At 67.8% G+C, this 15,328-nt stretch carries 14 protein-coding genes; 8 read left to right on the top strand and 6 right to left on the bottom strand.

Translation table 11 applies throughout. The features are described 5' to 3' along the window. The first annotated feature begins 47 nt into the window (after positions 1–47). Positions 48–896 carry a SirB1 family protein gene (locus AC3WL8_RS02085; protein WP_013957897.1) on the top strand — a complete coding sequence of 283 codons (849 nt, stop codon included), beginning with the start codon at positions 48–50 and terminating at the stop codon, positions 894–896. A gap of 52 nt (positions 897–948) precedes the next feature. Here the strand turns inward: AC3WL8_RS02085 and AC3WL8_RS02080 are convergent, their stop codons facing one another. Beyond that, positions 949–1,587 carry a VTT domain-containing protein gene (locus tag AC3WL8_RS02080; protein WP_319609863.1) on the bottom strand — a complete coding sequence of 213 codons (639 nt, stop codon included), beginning with the start codon at positions 1,585–1,587 and terminating at the stop codon, positions 949–951. A 180-nt stretch (positions 1,588–1,767) separates the two neighbouring features. On the opposite strand from AC3WL8_RS02080, the gene mutL reads away from it, so the two are divergent. The 4 genes from mutL to AC3WL8_RS02060 all read left to right on the top strand — a co-directional run bounded on the left by mutL (position 1,768) and on the right by AC3WL8_RS02060 (position 6,167). Continuing rightward, on the top strand, positions 1,768–3,744 hold the full coding sequence (gene mutL / locus AC3WL8_RS02075; RefSeq protein WP_492377805.1) for a DNA mismatch repair endonuclease MutL: 1,977 nt from the start codon (positions 1,768–1,770) through the stop codon (positions 3,742–3,744). Positions 3,745–3,777: 33 nt separating this feature from the next. After that, entirely contained in the window at positions 3,778–4,746 is a 969-nt protein-coding gene (miaA, locus tag AC3WL8_RS02070; RefSeq protein WP_211980260.1) for a tRNA (adenosine(37)-N6)-dimethylallyltransferase MiaA, read from the top strand. 81 nt (positions 4,747–4,827) lie between these two features. Beyond that, complete coding sequence (locus tag AC3WL8_RS02065; protein WP_211980261.1) at positions 4,828–5,328, top strand: GNAT family N-acetyltransferase; 501 nt, start codon at positions 4,828–4,830, stop codon at positions 5,326–5,328. Positions 5,329–5,429: 101 nt separating this feature from the next. Next, positions 5,430–6,167 carry a GntR family transcriptional regulator gene (locus AC3WL8_RS02060; RefSeq protein WP_492377804.1) on the top strand — a complete coding sequence of 246 codons (738 nt, stop codon included), beginning with the start codon at positions 5,430–5,432 and terminating at the stop codon, positions 6,165–6,167. A gap of 28 nt (positions 6,168–6,195) precedes the next feature. Here AC3WL8_RS02060 and AC3WL8_RS02055 read toward each other — a convergent pair whose 3' ends face one another. The 5 genes from AC3WL8_RS02055 to purM all read right to left on the bottom strand — a co-directional run bounded on the left by AC3WL8_RS02055 (position 6,196) and on the right by purM (position 12,546). Further along, positions 6,196–6,939: an aspartate/glutamate racemase family protein gene (locus AC3WL8_RS02055; protein WP_010815018.1), complete on the bottom strand. Its 744-nt coding sequence runs from the start codon at positions 6,937–6,939 to the stop codon at positions 6,196–6,198. 5 nt (positions 6,940–6,944) lie between these two features. Then, positions 6,945–8,339, bottom strand: a complete 1,395-nt coding sequence (locus tag AC3WL8_RS02050) for an amidase (RefSeq protein WP_211980263.1) — start codon at positions 8,337–8,339, stop codon at positions 6,945–6,947. Positions 8,340–8,376: 37 nt separating this feature from the next. Next, complete coding sequence (gene hydA, locus AC3WL8_RS02045) at positions 8,377–9,813, bottom strand: dihydropyrimidinase (protein ID WP_492377803.1); 1,437 nt, start codon at positions 9,811–9,813, stop codon at positions 8,377–8,379. 34 nt (positions 9,814–9,847) lie between these two features. Further along, the gene (locus AC3WL8_RS02040; protein ID WP_013957905.1) at positions 9,848–11,179 is read right to left on the bottom strand and encodes an MFS transporter; all 1,332 of its coding nucleotides are present in this window, start codon (positions 11,177–11,179) and stop codon (positions 9,848–9,850) included. A gap of 314 nt (positions 11,180–11,493) precedes the next feature. Beyond that, the gene (gene purM, locus AC3WL8_RS02035; RefSeq protein ID WP_211980265.1) at positions 11,494–12,546 is read right to left on the bottom strand and encodes a phosphoribosylformylglycinamidine cyclo-ligase; all 1,053 of its coding nucleotides are present in this window, start codon (positions 12,544–12,546) and stop codon (positions 11,494–11,496) included. Between the two features lie 195 nt (positions 12,547–12,741). On the opposite strand from purM, the gene AC3WL8_RS02030 reads away from it, so the two are divergent. The 3 genes from AC3WL8_RS02030 (at position 12,742) to AC3WL8_RS02020 (ending at position 15,328) form a co-directional block, all read left to right on the top strand. Beyond that, positions 12,742–13,812 carry an AI-2E family transporter gene (locus tag AC3WL8_RS02030; RefSeq protein WP_211980266.1) on the top strand — a complete coding sequence of 357 codons (1,071 nt, stop codon included), beginning with the start codon at positions 12,742–12,744 and terminating at the stop codon, positions 13,810–13,812. Between the two features lie 44 nt (positions 13,813–13,856). Continuing rightward, positions 13,857–14,564, top strand: a complete 708-nt coding sequence (hda, locus tag AC3WL8_RS02025) for a DnaA regulatory inactivator Hda (protein ID WP_013957908.1) — start codon at positions 13,857–13,859, stop codon at positions 14,562–14,564. A gap of 89 nt (positions 14,565–14,653) precedes the next feature. Beyond that, positions 14,654–15,328, top strand: coding sequence for a histidinol-phosphatase (locus AC3WL8_RS02020; protein WP_153953730.1), 675 nt, complete (start codon positions 14,654–14,656; stop codon positions 15,326–15,328).

The following is a 15,328-nucleotide window of genomic DNA, read 5'->3' as shown; positions in this document are numbered from 1 at the left end:
GTGACCCACGCTGCGCGCGGTGCCGGCGGCTGCACCGGGAAACCGACATGACATCCACCAAAGTCCTGGATTATTTCGCCAGCCTTGTGGCCGACGAAAACGGCATCCCGCTGACCGAAACCGCGCTGTCCATCGCGCAGGACGCCTACCCCGACCTGGACCTGCAGGCCGAGCTTGCGGCGCTGGACGTGCTGGCGCTGCGCCTGAAGCGCCGGATCGCCGAAGGCACCCCCGCGATCCAGCGGCTGCGCCTGCTGAACCATTTCTTCTATCGCGACCTCGGTTTCGGCCCGAACGCGAACGACTACTACGACCCCGACAACTCCTACCTGAACGTGGTGCTGCGCCAGCGCCGCGGCATCCCGATCTCGCTTGCGGTGCTGTTCATGGAGCTGGGCCAGCAGATCGGCCTGCCGCTCAAGGGCGTGTCGTTCCCCAATCATTTCCTGCTGCGCATGACGATTCCGGCCGGCGAGGTGATACTGGACCCGCTCACCGGCGAGACCCTGTCGAAGGAACAGCTGCAGGAAATGCTGGATCCGTACCTAGAGCGTGAAGGCATCAGCGATGCCAGCCAGGTACCGCTGGGCTTGTTCCTGCGCGCGGCCAGCCACCGCGAGATCGTCGCGCGCATGTTGCGCAACCTGAAGGCGATCTACCTGCAGGAGTCGCGCTGGCAGCGGCTGCTGGCGGTGCAGAACCGCCTGGTGATCCTGCTGCCGGGTTCGATCGAGGAAGTGCGCGACCGGGGCCTGGCCTATGCCAACCTAGAGTGCTTCCGCCCCGCGCTGGCCGACCTGGAAGCCTATGTCCTGGCCCGGCCCGATGCGGCCGATATCGGCCAGATCCGCGAGCGCATGCCCGCGCTGCGGATGATGAGCCGCAGCCTCAACTAAGAACCCGTTTCATAGTGAAAAAGGGGCGCAAAGGCTGCGTGACCTCACTGGCTTAGCGCTCCACGCGCGAAGGCCGGCGGCGATTGCCGCGCACCAGCTTCCACAGCCCGCCCAGCACCAGCGGCACCACGGCCGCCCCGATGCCGGCCAGCACGATCAGGTTCAGGTACTGGCGGATAAACGGCAGGTTGCCGAAGAAGTAGCCGGCGAACACCAGGCCCACCACCCAGGCCACGGCGCCGACCACGTTGAACATCTGGAAGCGCGCAAAGGTCATCTGCGACACGCCCGCGACGAACGGGGCGAAGGTACGCACGATCGGCACGAAGCGCGCCATCACCAGCGTCTTGCCGCCGTGCCGCTCATAGAAGTCATGGGTGCGGCGCAGCGCATCCTGGTCCAGGAAGCGCCACTGGTGGTCGAACACCTTGGGCCCGATCCAGCTGCCCACCAGGTAGTTGACGGTATTGCCGGAAATCGCCGCCACCAGCAGCAGGCCGATCAGTGCCCACTCGTTCATGGCGCCGGTTGCGCAGAAGGCGCCCGCGATAAACAGCAGCGAGTCGCCCGGCAGGAACGGCACCACCACCAGCCCCGTTTCCGCGAACACAATCAGGAACAGGATGGCATAGACCCAGTGGCCGTACTGGTCGATGACCGTGCCGAGATATTTGTCGACATGCACCAGCATGTCGATGAGCTGCAAAGCGAGATCCAAGTCGTTCCCCATTGTTGGTTTGGTTGACTGCGTTCGGTCCGATGCGGCCCGGGCCGCCCTGGCCTGAATCATACAAGAGCCACCGCTCCAATCCGTCACCTGCGGCGCCTTTGTGCGTCCGACTCCGTGCGAGCGTCCACGTATAATCGCCGGATGCCTGCCTCCGCCTCCAGCACCGCCCTGCGCACCACCCAGCAGCCGCGCCCGATCCGGCCGCTGCCGGACCAGCTCATCAGCCAGATCGCCGCCGGCGAAGTGGTGGAACGACCGGCCTCGGTGGTCAAGGAGTTGCTGGAAAACGCGCTCGACGCCGGCGCCACGCAGCTCGGCATCCGGCTGGAAGAAGGCGGCGTGCGGCGCATCGTCATCACGGACAATGGCTGCGGCATCCCTGCTGCCGAGTTGCCGGTCGCGCTGATGCGCCACGCCACCAGCAAGATTGCTTCGCTCGACGAACTGGAATCGGTGCTGACGCTGGGCTTCCGCGGCGAGGCCCTGGCCTCGATCGCCTCGGTGTCCCAGCTGGCCCTGACCAGCCGCACCGCGGCCGATGCCCATGCCACCCAGGTCAGCGCCGATACCGGCACGGTGCAGCCTGCCTCGGGCGGGGTCGGCACCACCGTCGACGTGCAGCATCTCTACTTCAACACGCCAGCGCGCCGAAAGTTCCTCAAATCGGAGCAAACCGAGCTGGGACACTGCCTGGAGATGGTGCGGCGCGCGGCGCTGGCGCGGCCCGACGTGACCATCTCGGTCCACCACAACGGCAAGCCGCTGGAACACTGGAATGCCGGCGACGTCGCCACCCGTACCGCGCAGGTGCTGGGCACTGACTTTGCCCGCGCCCGCCTGCCAGTGGACGAAGAGGCCGATACGCTGCACCTGTATGGCTTTGCCGGGCTGCCCACCGCCTCGCGCGGGCGGCCGGACCAGCAGTATTTCTTTGTCAACGGCCGCTTCGTGCGCGACAAGCTGCTCAACCACGCGGTGCGCAGCGCCTACCAGGACGTGCTGCACGGCGACCGTTTCCCGTCCTATGTGCTGTGCCTGGACCTGCCGCCGGAGATGGTCGACGTCAACGTGCATCCGTCGAAGATCGAAGTGCGCTTCCGTGAATCGCGCGCCGTGCACCAGCTCGTCTACCACGCGGTGCAGCGCTGCCTGGCGCGGCAGGCCGGCGGGAACGGCGACAGCCTGCATACCGACGCCGACGGCGAGATCACCCTTCCGCCTGGCGGTGCGATACCGGCGGGCGGCGCACGGCCGGGCTATGGTGGCGGCGGCGGCGGCCAGTGGATCAACTATTCCGCTGCACGCCAGACCGAACTCGGCATCGCCCAGCCGCGCCAGGCCTACCTGGGCATGGTGCGCGATGCCGCCGCACCGGCAGCGCGGCCCTATGGCGCCATGCCCGGCACCCCGGCGCAACCGCCTGCCTGGCTGGCCGACGCCCAGGCGGCACGCGCCGACGACCCGCCCGGCCTGCTGGACCGTCTGCCGCCAGCCGCGCGCGCCGGCTTTGCCGATCCTGCCGACGCCCCCGACGACCACCCGCTCGGCTACGCCATCGCCCAGCTGCATGGCATCTATGTGCTGGCGCAGAATGCGCGCGGGCTGGTGCTGGTGGACATGCATGCGGCGCACGAACGCATCCTGTACGAGCAGATCAAGGCCGGCCTGGACGCGCGCGACCTGGCGGTGCAGCCGCTGCTGATCCCAGTCACGCTGCCCGGCAGCCCGGTCGAGATCGGCGTGGCCGAAGAACACCAGGAGACACTGACGCTGCTGGGCTTCGATATCGCCCCCGTGTCGCCCACCACGCTGGCGGTGCGAGCGGTGCCGGCGCTGCTGCAGCAGGCCGATGCCGAAGCGCTGGCGCGCGACGTGCTGCGCGACCTGCATGCCTATGGCGGCTCGCGCGTGCTGGCCGAGCGCCGCAATGAACTGCTGGCCACCCTCGCCTGCCACAGCGCGGTGCGCGCCAACCGCAAGCTCACGCTCGAGGAAATGAACGCGCTCTTGCGCCAGATGGAGCAGACCGAGCGCGCCGACCAGTGCAACCACGGCCGCCCCACCTGGGTGCAACTGACCGTGACCGAGCTGGACCGGCTGTTCCTGCGCGGGCAATAAGCCGCTCGCCCCACGATTCATCCAAGGCTTTCGATGTCCGCCGTACCCCACTATTCCGCCACGCATCCGCCCGTGGTCTGCCTGCTCGGCCCCACCGCCTCGGGCAAGACCGCGGCCGCGCTGGCGCTGGCGGCCGACGCGCCGGTGGAGATCATCAGCCTGGATTCGGCGCTGGTGTACCGCGAGATGGATATCGGCACCGCCAAGCCCACGCGCGAAGAACTTGCAGCCGCGCCGCACCACCTGATCGACATCATCGACCCGGCCGACAGCTACTCCGCGGCGCAGTTCGTCACCGATGCCGAACGGCTGATCGCACAGATCCGCGCACGCGGCCATGTGCCGCTGATCGTCGGCGGCACCATGCTGTACTACAAGGCACTGACGCAGGGGCTCAATGACCTGCCCCAGGCCGATGCCGCGCTGCGCGCGGAGCTGGACCAGCTTGCCGCCGAGCGCGGCTGGCCGGCGCTGCATGCGATGCTGGCCGAGGTCGACCCGGTCACCGCGGCGCGGCTCGCGCCCAATGACGCGCAGCGCATCCAGCGCGCGCTGGAAATCCATCGCCTGTCCGGCCAGCCGATGTCGGCGCTGCTGGCGCGCCAGGCCGAGGGCCGCACCTTTGCCGGCGCGGCGGACCAGCGCTTCCGCGTGATTGCGCTGGAGCCATCGGACCGCCTGGCGCTGCACGCGCGCATCGCGCAGCGTTATGACGCGATGCTGGCCAACGGCTTTATCGAGGAAGTCGAGCGGCTGCGCAGGCGCGGCGACCTGCATCCGGGCTTGCCGTCGATCCGCTGCGTCGGCTACCGGCAGGTATGGGAGTACCTGGACGGCGACGCCGATTTCGCCACCATGCGCGAGCGCGGCGTCGCCGCCACGCGCCAGCTGTGCAAGCGCCAGCTGACCTGGCTGCGCAGCACGCCGGAGCGGCTGGTGGTGGATTGCCTGGCGCCCGGGTATGTCGACCAGGTGCGCAAGCTGGCGGACTTCGGGCACTGACCCGATGGCATGCAAACTGGCGCGGCAAGTGACGCACAGGCGATAATTCCGAATCCCTGTTTTCCGGAAAGCCGACCCAGCATGTCCAAGCCCGCCTTCACGCTCCGCCCCGCCACCGCCGCCGACAGCGAGACGCTGTTCAACCTGATCCTGGCGCTGGCAGAATACGAAAAGCTGACGCATATCGTCGAAGCCACGCCGCAGAAGATCCAGGATGCACTGTTCGGCGCCACGCCGCATGCCGAAGCGGTGCTGGTCGAAGTCGACACCGCTGGCGGCCGGCAAGCCGTCGGCTTTGCCCTCTTCTTCCACAATTTCTCGACCTTCCTGGCCAGGCCCGGCCTGTACCTGGAAGACCTGTATGTTGATCCGGCATGGCGCGGCCACGGCCTGGGCAAGGCGCTGCTCAAGCACCTCGCGGCGCTGGCGGTCGAGCGCGGCTGTGGCCGCTTCGAATGGTCGGTGCTGGACTGGAACCAGCCGTCGATCGACTTTTATCAGGCTATGGGCGCCGACGTGCTGCCCGACTGGCGCATCTGCCGCGTGACCGGCGAGGCGCTGGACAAGCTCGGCGCGCAGTAAGACGGCAACCAGTCCGACGCCAGTGTTATACACTTGATGGCGAACCGCCATACAATAACGACACCGACTGTCTTTTTTCCGGGCCGCCAACGCCGACCGCCATGCCACGAACCAAAGCCGACCTGCCCGCTACCGACGGTATCAATGAGACCGACGCGGACAGCGCGCGCGGCGCGTCGGTCGAGGCCATCGCCGACCGCATCCTGACCGCGATCTGGGAGCACCGGCTGCCGCCGGGCACCAAGCTGGTCGAGGAAAAGCTGGGCGGCGTGTTCGGCGTGAGCCGCACCAAGGTGCGGCTGGCCTTCGCCAAGCTGGCGCATGAGGGCGTGCTGACGGTGCATCCCAACCGCGGCACCTTCGTCTCCAGCCCGAGCGTGGCCGAAGCGCGCCAGGTGCTGCATTCACGCCACCTGCTGGAACCCGCGCTGGTGCGCGACCTCGCCAGCGCCATCGGCGCGCCGGGCGTGCGCGCGCTGCGCGAGACCACGCGCCAGGAAGCACAGGCGCGAGACAGCAACGACCGCCGCGCCATCATCCGGCTGTCGGGCGAGTTCCACTGCAAGCTGGCGGAAATGACCGGCAACCAGTACCTGGGCAAGTACATGCGCGAGCTGTGCTCGCTGACCTGCCTGATCATCGCGCTCTATGACGCGCCGGGCGTGCCGTCGTGCCCGCACCATGAACACGACGACATCGTCGATGCACTGGAAGCCGGCGACGGCGAGCGCGCCGCGCGGCTGATGACCGAGCACCTCGGCCATGTCGAAAGCACGCTGCGGCTGCAGGCGCCGGCCGAGGAAAAGGTCGATCTGGAAGCGGTATTCGCCGCGGTCTGAGCCGCGGCGTCATCGGAAGGGAAGCGGCTTAGCGGTGCTCGATGCGCGCCGCCAGCGCCGCGGGCAAACCCAGCGTGGGCTTGGCATCCGGGCGGCGGAACGTGCCCGCGGTGGCCTTGCGCGGCTGCAGCGCGACCAGCGCCTCGGCCTGCTTGACGGCGGCGGCCATCTGGTCGACCACCGGCACCGGAATGCGGTCGCGCACGCGCGCGGCCAGGCCGGCCAGCGGCGCGCCGGCCAGGATCACCACATCGGCTTCATCCTCCGCCACGGCGCGGTTGGCCAGTTCCACCAGCACGGCTTCCTTCTCTTCCTGCACATCCGACACCGAGGCAAAGCTGCCGTCCAGCATGCGGATGCCGGCCAGCCGGCTGCGCAGGCCATGCATGTCCACGCACTCCTCATACCAGGGCCCCAGCGCCCGCGCAAAAGTCACGATGGCAAAGCGCCGGCCCAGCATGCAGGCCGACAGCATCGCCGCCTCGGCCATGCCCACCACCGGCAGGTCGAACAGTTCGCGCGCGCCCATCAGGCCGGGGTCGCCAAAGGCCGCGATGATGGCCGCATCGAACTGGCCATGGTGCTCGGCCAGCATCTCCAGCGCGATGGCGCCGCCGATTTGCGCCTCGGCGCGCGTGGCGATATAGGGCACGCCGCGGCTGGCGGTCAGCGGCACCAGCTCGGTGCCGGGGGCCGCGGCCTCGGTGGCCGCCGCCATCAGCCGCGCGGTGATGCCTTCGCTTGTATTGGGATTCAGGACAAGGATTCGCATGACGGTTATCCGGCAGGGTTGAGCAGCGGCGCCAGCACGCTTTCGGCCAGCCTGGCCGCGGCCAGCACGTTGCGGTCGGCAGCGCGCGGGCCGGCGATCTGCAGGCCCGCCGGCAGCCCTTCGCGGCCGTGGCCGCAGGGCACCGAGATGGCCGGTGCCAGCGCATGGTTGAAGAAGGGCGTGAACACCGCATGGGCGCGCGGCTCCACCGCCACGCCGCCGATCCGCTCCGGCCCCAGCCGGTCGTTGCGCCACGCCACGCACGGGGTGGTCGGGCACAGCAGCAGGTCATAGCGGGTAAAGAACCCGGCCACGGCCAGCGCGATCTGGTGGCTGGCTTCGCGCGCGCGGGCCACGTCGGCGCCGCTCCAGGCCAGACCGCGCTCGATCTGGCGCGCCACGTCGGGATCGAACACCTCCGGGTCGCGGCGCCAGGCCTCGCCGTAGAGATTGGCCAGGCCGACATGCTGCAGCGGCATCAGCGCGGCCTCGTCGGCGCCCTTCGGCCAGGCCGGGTCGGCACGCTCGATGGTCAGGCCCGCGGCCTGCAGCCGGGTCACGGCCTGCTCGAAGGCCTGCGCGACGTCATCGTCGACCGGGGTGTCCAGGCCCAGGCGCGGACTGACCGCGATCTTCAGCGTATGCAGCGGGCGCGCGGCGCCAAGCGAGAAACCCAGCGTATCGGGATCGCGCGGATCGGCGCCGGCCAGCGCCTCGAACATCAGTTCGGCATCGGCCACCGTGCGCGTGATCGGCGCAATCACCTGGATGCCGTTGAAGGCATGGGGAAAGCCGACTGAATCGGGAATCGCGCCGTAAGAAGGCTTGAAGCCGACCACGCCCGCATGCGCGGGCGGGCGCCGGCTGGAACCGCCGCCGTCGGTGCCCAGCGCCAGCGGCGCCATGCCGGCCGCCACCCCCACCGCGCAGCCGCCAGACGAGCCGCCCGCAGTCAGCGTGGCATCGAGCGGATGGCGCGTCAGCCCGTAAACCTTGTTGGTGGTCAGGCCCTTGCAGGCGAACTCCGAGGTATTGCCCATGCCGAGCACGATCGCGCCGGCCTGGCGCAGGCGCTCGACCGCAATCGCGTCGGCGGGCGCAATGAAGTCGCGGTACAGCTGCGAACCCTGCGTGACGCGGCGGCCCTGGCTCCAGATCACGTCCTTGACGATCACCGGCACGCCCGCCAGCAGCGGGCGCTCCCCCTGCGCAAGGCGCGCGCGCAGCTGCGCCAGGTCGGCATCGACCAGCTCCTGGCGCAGCTCGAACACGGCGTTGAGTTGGTCATTGCGCGCCGCGATGCGGGCCTGGAAGGCGGCGACCACCTCGGCGGGATCGAGGCGGCCGGCGGCGACGCGGGCCGCGATAGTGGTGGCGTCCAGGCGGTTGGTCAGTTCCATGTCAGTCGTTTCAGTCAAAGCATCGGCAAGGCTGCCGTCACAGGCTGCCGCCCGAGGTGCGATAGCGCGGCCTGGCCATCTCCGGCAGGCCGCACGGCAGGAACTGGCCGTGGCCGGCCTCGGCCAGCACCTCGCCCTCATGCGCCACCACCTTGCCGCGCACCAGCGTGGTCACCGGCCAGCCGGTCACGCGCACGCCTTCGTACGGGGTGTAGTCGACCGCATGGTGCAGGTCGGCGTTGCGGATCGTCACTTCACGCTGCGGATCCCAGATCGCCAGGTCGGCATCGGCGCCGATGGCGATGGTGCCCTTGCGCGGATGCAGGCCGTAGAGCTTGGCGGGGTTGGTCGAGGTCAGCGCGACGAACTGGTTGACCGAGATGCGGCCGCCCACCACGCCAGCCGAGAACAGCAGCGGCAGCCGCGTTTCCAGCCCGGGGATGCCGTTGGGGATGTACTGGAACGGGACCTCCTTGCCGCCAGGCTTCTTGCCCTGCGCGTCTTCGTAGCGGAACGGTGCATGGTCGGACGAGAAGATGGTGAAGAGGCCGTCGGCCAGGCCGTCCCAGATCACTTCCAGGTTGCCGCGGTCGCGCGGCGGCGGGCTGCACACGCACTTGGCGCCGTGGTAGCCGGGCTGGTCGAGGTCTTCCGCAGTCAGGAACAGGTACTGCGGGCAGGTCTCGGCAAAGATCTTCATGCCGCGGTTGCGCGCCCAGCGGATCTGCTCCACCGCTTCCTTGCCCGATACATGGACGATCAGGATCGGCACGTCGACCAGCTCGGAGAACGTGATGGCGCGGTGCGTGGCCTCGCGCTCGATCGCCATCGGGCGCGCCAGCGCGTGGAACTTCGGCGCGGTGTTGCCCGCCGCTCCGAGCTTCTCGGTCAGCCAGGCGATGCAGTCCGAGTTCTCGGCGTGCACCATCACCAGCCCGCCCTCCTGGCGCGCCACCGACAGCACCTCAAGGATCTCGCGGTCGTTCAGCTTGAGGTCGTCGTAGGTCATGTAGATCTTGAACGACGAATAGCCCTCACGGATCAGGCCAGGCAGCTCGTCGTTCAGCACCGCCTCGGTCGGGTCGGCCACGATCAGGTGGAAGGCGTAGTCGACCACGGCCTGGCCGCCGGCGCGCTGATGGTAGTCGGTGACCGCCGCGCGCAGCGAATGGCCCTTCTCCTGCGCGGCAAACGGAATCACCGTGGTGGTGCCGCCGCACGCCGCCGAGACCGAGCCGGTGCGGAAGCCATCAGCCATCTTCAGGCCATCCGGCATGGGCTGGTCCAGGTGGCAGTGCGCATCGACGCCGCCCGGCAGCACCAGCTTGCCGCTGGCGTCGATGGTCTGCGCCGCCTCGCCCAGGTCAAGGCCAAGCTGCACGATGCGGCCGCCGGCGATACCGATATCGCACTGCATGGTGTCGCTGGCGGTCACCACGGTGCCGTTGCGGATGATCAGGTCGAACTGTTTCACGATACTGCTCACGAAAAGGTTGGGACGGCGGCGCTCAGTGGTCCGCGTCGGACAGGTGCATGTGTGCGGTTTCGCGCGCGGCGGCAGCGGCCACTGCGATCAGCGCGCACACCGCCGCCAGGTAGAGGGCCACCGGCGTGGTGCTACCGAAGCGGTCGAGCAGGCCCACCGCGATCAGCGGGGCCAGCGCGCCACCGAACACGCCGGCAAACTGGAAGCCGAGCGAGGCACCAGTCACGCGCACCCGGGTGGCGAACAGCTCGGGCAGGAACGAGGCCAGCGGCGAGAACATGAACGACACCAGCACCATGCCGACGAACGAGCCCAGCATGATCAGCGCCGGGCTGCCGGTCTTGATCATCGCGAAGAAGACAAAGGCCCACACCGCGCCGCCGACGCCGCCGATCATCAGCACCGGGCGGCGCCCGATGCGGTCCGCCAGCAGGCCGGCGATCGGGATGAACAGGATTTGCGCCAGCGCGCCCAGCAGTACGGCATTGAGCGCGATGCTCTTGGGCAGGCCCAGCTTGGTCGGCACGAAGTACAGCAGGAACAGGGTGAACACATAGAAGGCGATGTCGCCGCCCAGCCGCGCGCCAAAGGCGATCAGCAGCTGCTTCTTGTAGTTGCGCAGCACTTCCATGATCGGCGCGCGCGCTTCCGCATGCGATTCCTCGAGCTTCTCGAACATCCCGGATTCACGCACGTTGGCGCGGATGTAGAGGCCGACGCCGACCAGCAGCGCCGACAGCAGGAACGGCACGCGCCAGCCCCAGCTGAGGAAGGCTTCTTCCGAAACCTGCCAGGTCACCAGCGCGAACACGCCGTTGGCCAGCAGCAGGCCGATCGGCGCCGCCAGCTGCACCAGGCTGCCGAGGATGCCGCGCCGCTTTCCTTCAGGGTCCAGCTCGTTGACCATGATCGCCGCCCCGCCCCACTCGCCGCCCAGGGCCAGGCCCTGCACCACGCGCAGCAGCACCAGCAGCGCCGGCGCCAGCGCGCCCGCGGCGGCATAGGTCGGCAGCAGGCCGATGCCGAAGGTGGCCAGGCCCATCATCAGCAGCGTGATGATCAGGATCGACTTGCGGCCCATCTTGTCGCCGAAGTGGCCAAAGATCGCCGCACCCAGCGGCCGCGCCACGAAGGCCACGCCGTAGCTGGCAAAGGATAGCAGTGTCGCGGTCAGCGGATCGCTCTGCGGGAAGAACAGCTTGGGGAAAACCAGCGCGGCGGCCGATCCGTAGATGAAGTGGTCGTAGAACTCGAGCGTGGTGCCGGCCAGGCTGGCCCCGGCGACACGCGCGACGGATTGCTTCTGGGGCGACGCGCCGTTCTTGGCAGGTGCGTCGATGCTGACTGCTTGCATGGTGGATCCTCCGATGGTCCCTGGCCTGCCCTGGCGCGCGGTGATGGTCCCCGGCGTCGCATTCGGGCGTTGTCTCCGACGCGGCATGCGTGTGCGGCGTCTTTGCTCAGTACATTAGGATATAAACCGCCATACAATCAAGTTGAATTTTGTTTGTCAGATTTGGTGCGCGTGCATGGGGGGTTTTGGTGCAATGCACCAGGATGGGTGTTGTTTGGGTTGGGGCGATGCGGCCGCATGGCGCCAGGCCATAAACAAAAACGGCGCATACCCAAAGGCATGCGCCGCTCTCACAGCAAAACCACAGAAACAGATCAGACCACGATCGTCTGCGCCTCGCCTTCCGCACGTGCGCGGATCTCACCAATCTCCCACACCGCCTCACCAGCCGCCTGCAGGTGACGAATAGCGCGCTCAGCGTCTTCCTTGGCCACGATCACCACCATGCCGATGCCGCAGTTGAACACGCGGTGCATTTCGTCGTCGGCCACGCGGCCCTGCGCCTGCAGCCACTGGAACAGCGGCGGCAGCGTCCAGGCATCGCGCTTGAGCACGGCGGTGACGTCCTGCGCCAGCACGCGCGGCACATTCTCGGTCAGGCCGCCGCCGGTGATATGCGCCATGCCCTTGACCGGCAGGGTTTCGATCAGCGACAGCAGCGGCTTCACATAGATCCGCGTCGGCGCCATGATCGCGTCCTGCAGGCGCTGGCCGTGGAAGTCGGCATTCAGGTCCGGCTTGGCCATTTCGATGATCTTGCGCACCAGCGAGTAGCCGTTGGAGTGCGCACCCGACGAAGCCAGGCCCAGCACCACGTCGCCCGGGGTGATGGTGCTGCCGTCGATGATCTTCTTCTTTTCGACCGCGCCGACGGCAAAGCCGGCCAGGTCGTATTCGCCGTCCGGGTACATGCTCGGCATTTCGGCGGTTTCGCCGCCGATCAGCGCGCAGCCGGCCAGTTCGCAACCGCGGGCGATGCCCTGGATCACGGTGGCGGCGGTGTCCACGTCCAGCTTGCCGCAGGCGAAGTAGTCGAGGAAGAACAGCGGCTCGGCACCCTGCACCAGGATGTCGTTGACACTCATGGCGACCAGATCCTGGCCGACGGTGTCATGGCGGTTGAGCTGGAAGGCGAGCTTGAGCTTGGTGCCCACGCCGTCGGTGCCCGACACCAGCACCGGCTCCTGGAACTTCTTCGACAGTTCGAACAGCGCACCGAACCCGCCGATGCCCGCCATCACGCCCTCGCGCATGGTGCGCTTGGCAAACGGCTTGATGCGGTCGACCAGTGCGTCGCCGGCATCGATATCAACACCGGCGTCGCGGTAGGAAAGGCCTGCCTGGCCGGCGGTCGGGGATGCGCTCATGGGAACCTGCTTGTCCTGGAGGAAATAAAGTGAGGAATTCGGCGCTCGGGTCAGCGCGGCTTCCGTTGCTTGGCATCGGAAGGCGGACGCGAGTCCAGTAGAATTGCAATTTTAACGGATAGAGGCCCCCCGCTTCCAGTTTCCGGCGAGATTCCGCCGCAAACAGCGCTGTCGCCCGTTCCCCCCAACTATTTGATGAATGCCCCGCTGTTGAACCAAGAGGCCAAGCGCATCCTGCTCTGGATCGTCGTGGCCGTCGCGCTGTTCGCCGCCATCATCGCGCTGGCGCCGGTGCTGACGCCGTTCCTGTTCGCGTTCATCTTCGCCTATATCCTGAACCCGGGCGTTGACTGGCTGCAGCGCCGCCGCGTGCCGCGCGCGGTGGGCGTAACGCTGATGATCCTGCTGCTGACGGTGATCTGCGTGATGCTGGTACTGCTGGCGATCGCAGTGCTGCAACGCGAGATCCCGCAGGTGCGCGAGCAATTGCCGATCCTGCTGAAGAAGCTCAATTCGGTGGTTTCGCCCCGCCTGGCCGAGTTCGGCGTACGCGTGCGCTTTGACTTCCCCGGCCTGCGCAACATGCTGTCGGACCGCTTCTCGGCCAGCCCGGAAGACCTGCTGGTGGTGTTGCTGAACTACGTCAAGATGTCGGGCTCCGCGCTGATCACGGTGGCCGGCATCGTCTTTATCGTGCCCATCGTCATGTTCTACCTGATGATGGACTGGCACATGGTGATGCGCCGCATCGAGGGCGTGGTGCCGCGCCGCTGGGTGCCCAAGGTGCGCGAACTGACCAACGAGACCGACGCGCTGCTGTCGCAATACCTGCGCGGCCAGATCCTGGTGATGGTGATCCTGGCGGCAATCTACTCGATCGGCCTGACCATCGCCGGCTTCGATATCGGCGTGCCGGTCGGGGTCTTCACGGGGCTGGCGGTGTTTATCCCGTATATTGGCTTTGGTGTCGGGCTGGTCATGGCGGTGCTGGCCGCGCTGCTGCAGTTCGGCAACTGGTACGGGCTGGCCGCGGTGGCGGTGGTCTACGGCTTCGGCCAGTTTATCGAGAGCTTTTATCTGACCCCGCGCCTGGTGGGCGAACGCATCGGCCTGCACCCGCTGGTGGTGATCTTCGCGCTGCTCGCCTTCGGCCAGCTGTTCGGCTTCTTCGGCGTGCTGCTGGCGCTGCCGACCTGTGCCGTGCTGCTGGTCGGCGCGCGGCAGCTGCGGCGGGTTTACCTGGCCAGCGACCTGTACCGAAAATAACGGCTGCCCCACTGCTGCCCACACCTGCAAGTTAGCCATACGTCATGTCCCCGCGTCCCAAGCAACTGTCGCTCGAGCTGGGCAGCCCGCCGCCTTCGACCTTCGAGAATTTCGTGGTGGCATCCAACCGCGAGGCGGTGCAGCGCCTGCGCGAGCTGCCCGCCGCGCTCGCCCAGGAGCACGCCAGCGACCGGCTGGTCTACCTGTGGGGCGAGGTCGGCTGCGGCCGTACCCACCTGCTGCACGCGGTATGCGAGGCCGGGCCGCAGCACGGCATCCGCAGCCGCTACCTGAGCCCGCACCACCCGCTGTCGGACTTCCTGTTCGATCCCTGGTGCCAGCTCTACACCGTCGATGACGTCGAGTTGCTGGATGAAGCGCGCCAGATCGCGGTGTTCTCGCTCTACAACGAGGTGCGCGCCCACGTGCGCACCGCGCTGGTGGTGGCCGGCGGCCTGGCCCCGCGCGCGATGCCGGTGCGCGAAGACCTGCGCACGCGCCTGGGCTGGGGCCTGGTGTACCAGGTCGCGCCGCTGTCGGACGACGACAAGAAGGCCGCTGTGCTGCATGCAGCACGCGAGCGCGGCCTGCAGCTGTCGCCAGAGATCACGCACTGGCTGGTGACGCGGCATTACCGCGACATGCCAAGCCTGATGGCGCTGCTGGACGCGCTCGACACCTACTCGCTGGAACGCAAGCGGCCGGTGACACTGCCGCTGCTGCGTGAAATGTTTGCTGAATTCCGGGATTAGCGGCGGCATCGGCGCCCAAACCACACCCAACGCGGCCACGGCACCTGCCTGCCCGCCCGACCTCTCGCCTTAAGGTAAAATCGCCGCCCATGAATCTGGCACTCTTTGATCTCGACCACACCCTGATCCCAACCGACAGCGACCATGAATGGGGCCGCTTCTTGGTCCGCCTGGGCGTCGTCGACGAGGAAATCTACAGGCAGAAGAACGACGAGTTCTACGGCCACTACAAGGCCGGCACCCTCGATATCCAGGCCTTCCTGCGCTTTGCGCTGGCGCCGCTGGCGGCCAACCCGCGCGACCGGCTCGATGCCATGCGGGTGCGCTTCATGCACGAGGTGATCGACCCCGTGATCACGCCGCAGGCGCGCGCGCTGGTCTACAAGCACCTGGAAGCCGGCGACCTGTGCGCCGTGGTGACCGCCACCAACAGCTTCGTCACCGCGCCGATCGCCACGGCCTTCGGCATCAAGCACCTGATCGCGACCGAGCCGGCCACCGTCGACGGCAAGCCCGAGAGCCAGTACACCGGCGAGGTCGAGGGCGTGCCCAGCTTCCGCGAAGGCAAGATCACCCGCGTCGAGGCCTGGCTAAAGAGCCAGGGCGCGCAGTGGGACCATTTCGAGAAAACCACCTTCTACAGCGACTCGGCCAACGACCTGCCCTTGCTGGAAAAAGTCTCCGAGCCGATCGCCACCAACCCGGACGATCGCCTGCGCCACCACGCCGCCGCGGCAGGCTGGCGCATCATGGATCTGTTCTGA

The organism is Cupriavidus sp. FW305-F7, from assembly GCF_058782875.1.
Note: the sequence above shows the minus strand (reverse complement) of the source record. Positions and strands in the feature narration are given on the sequence as shown.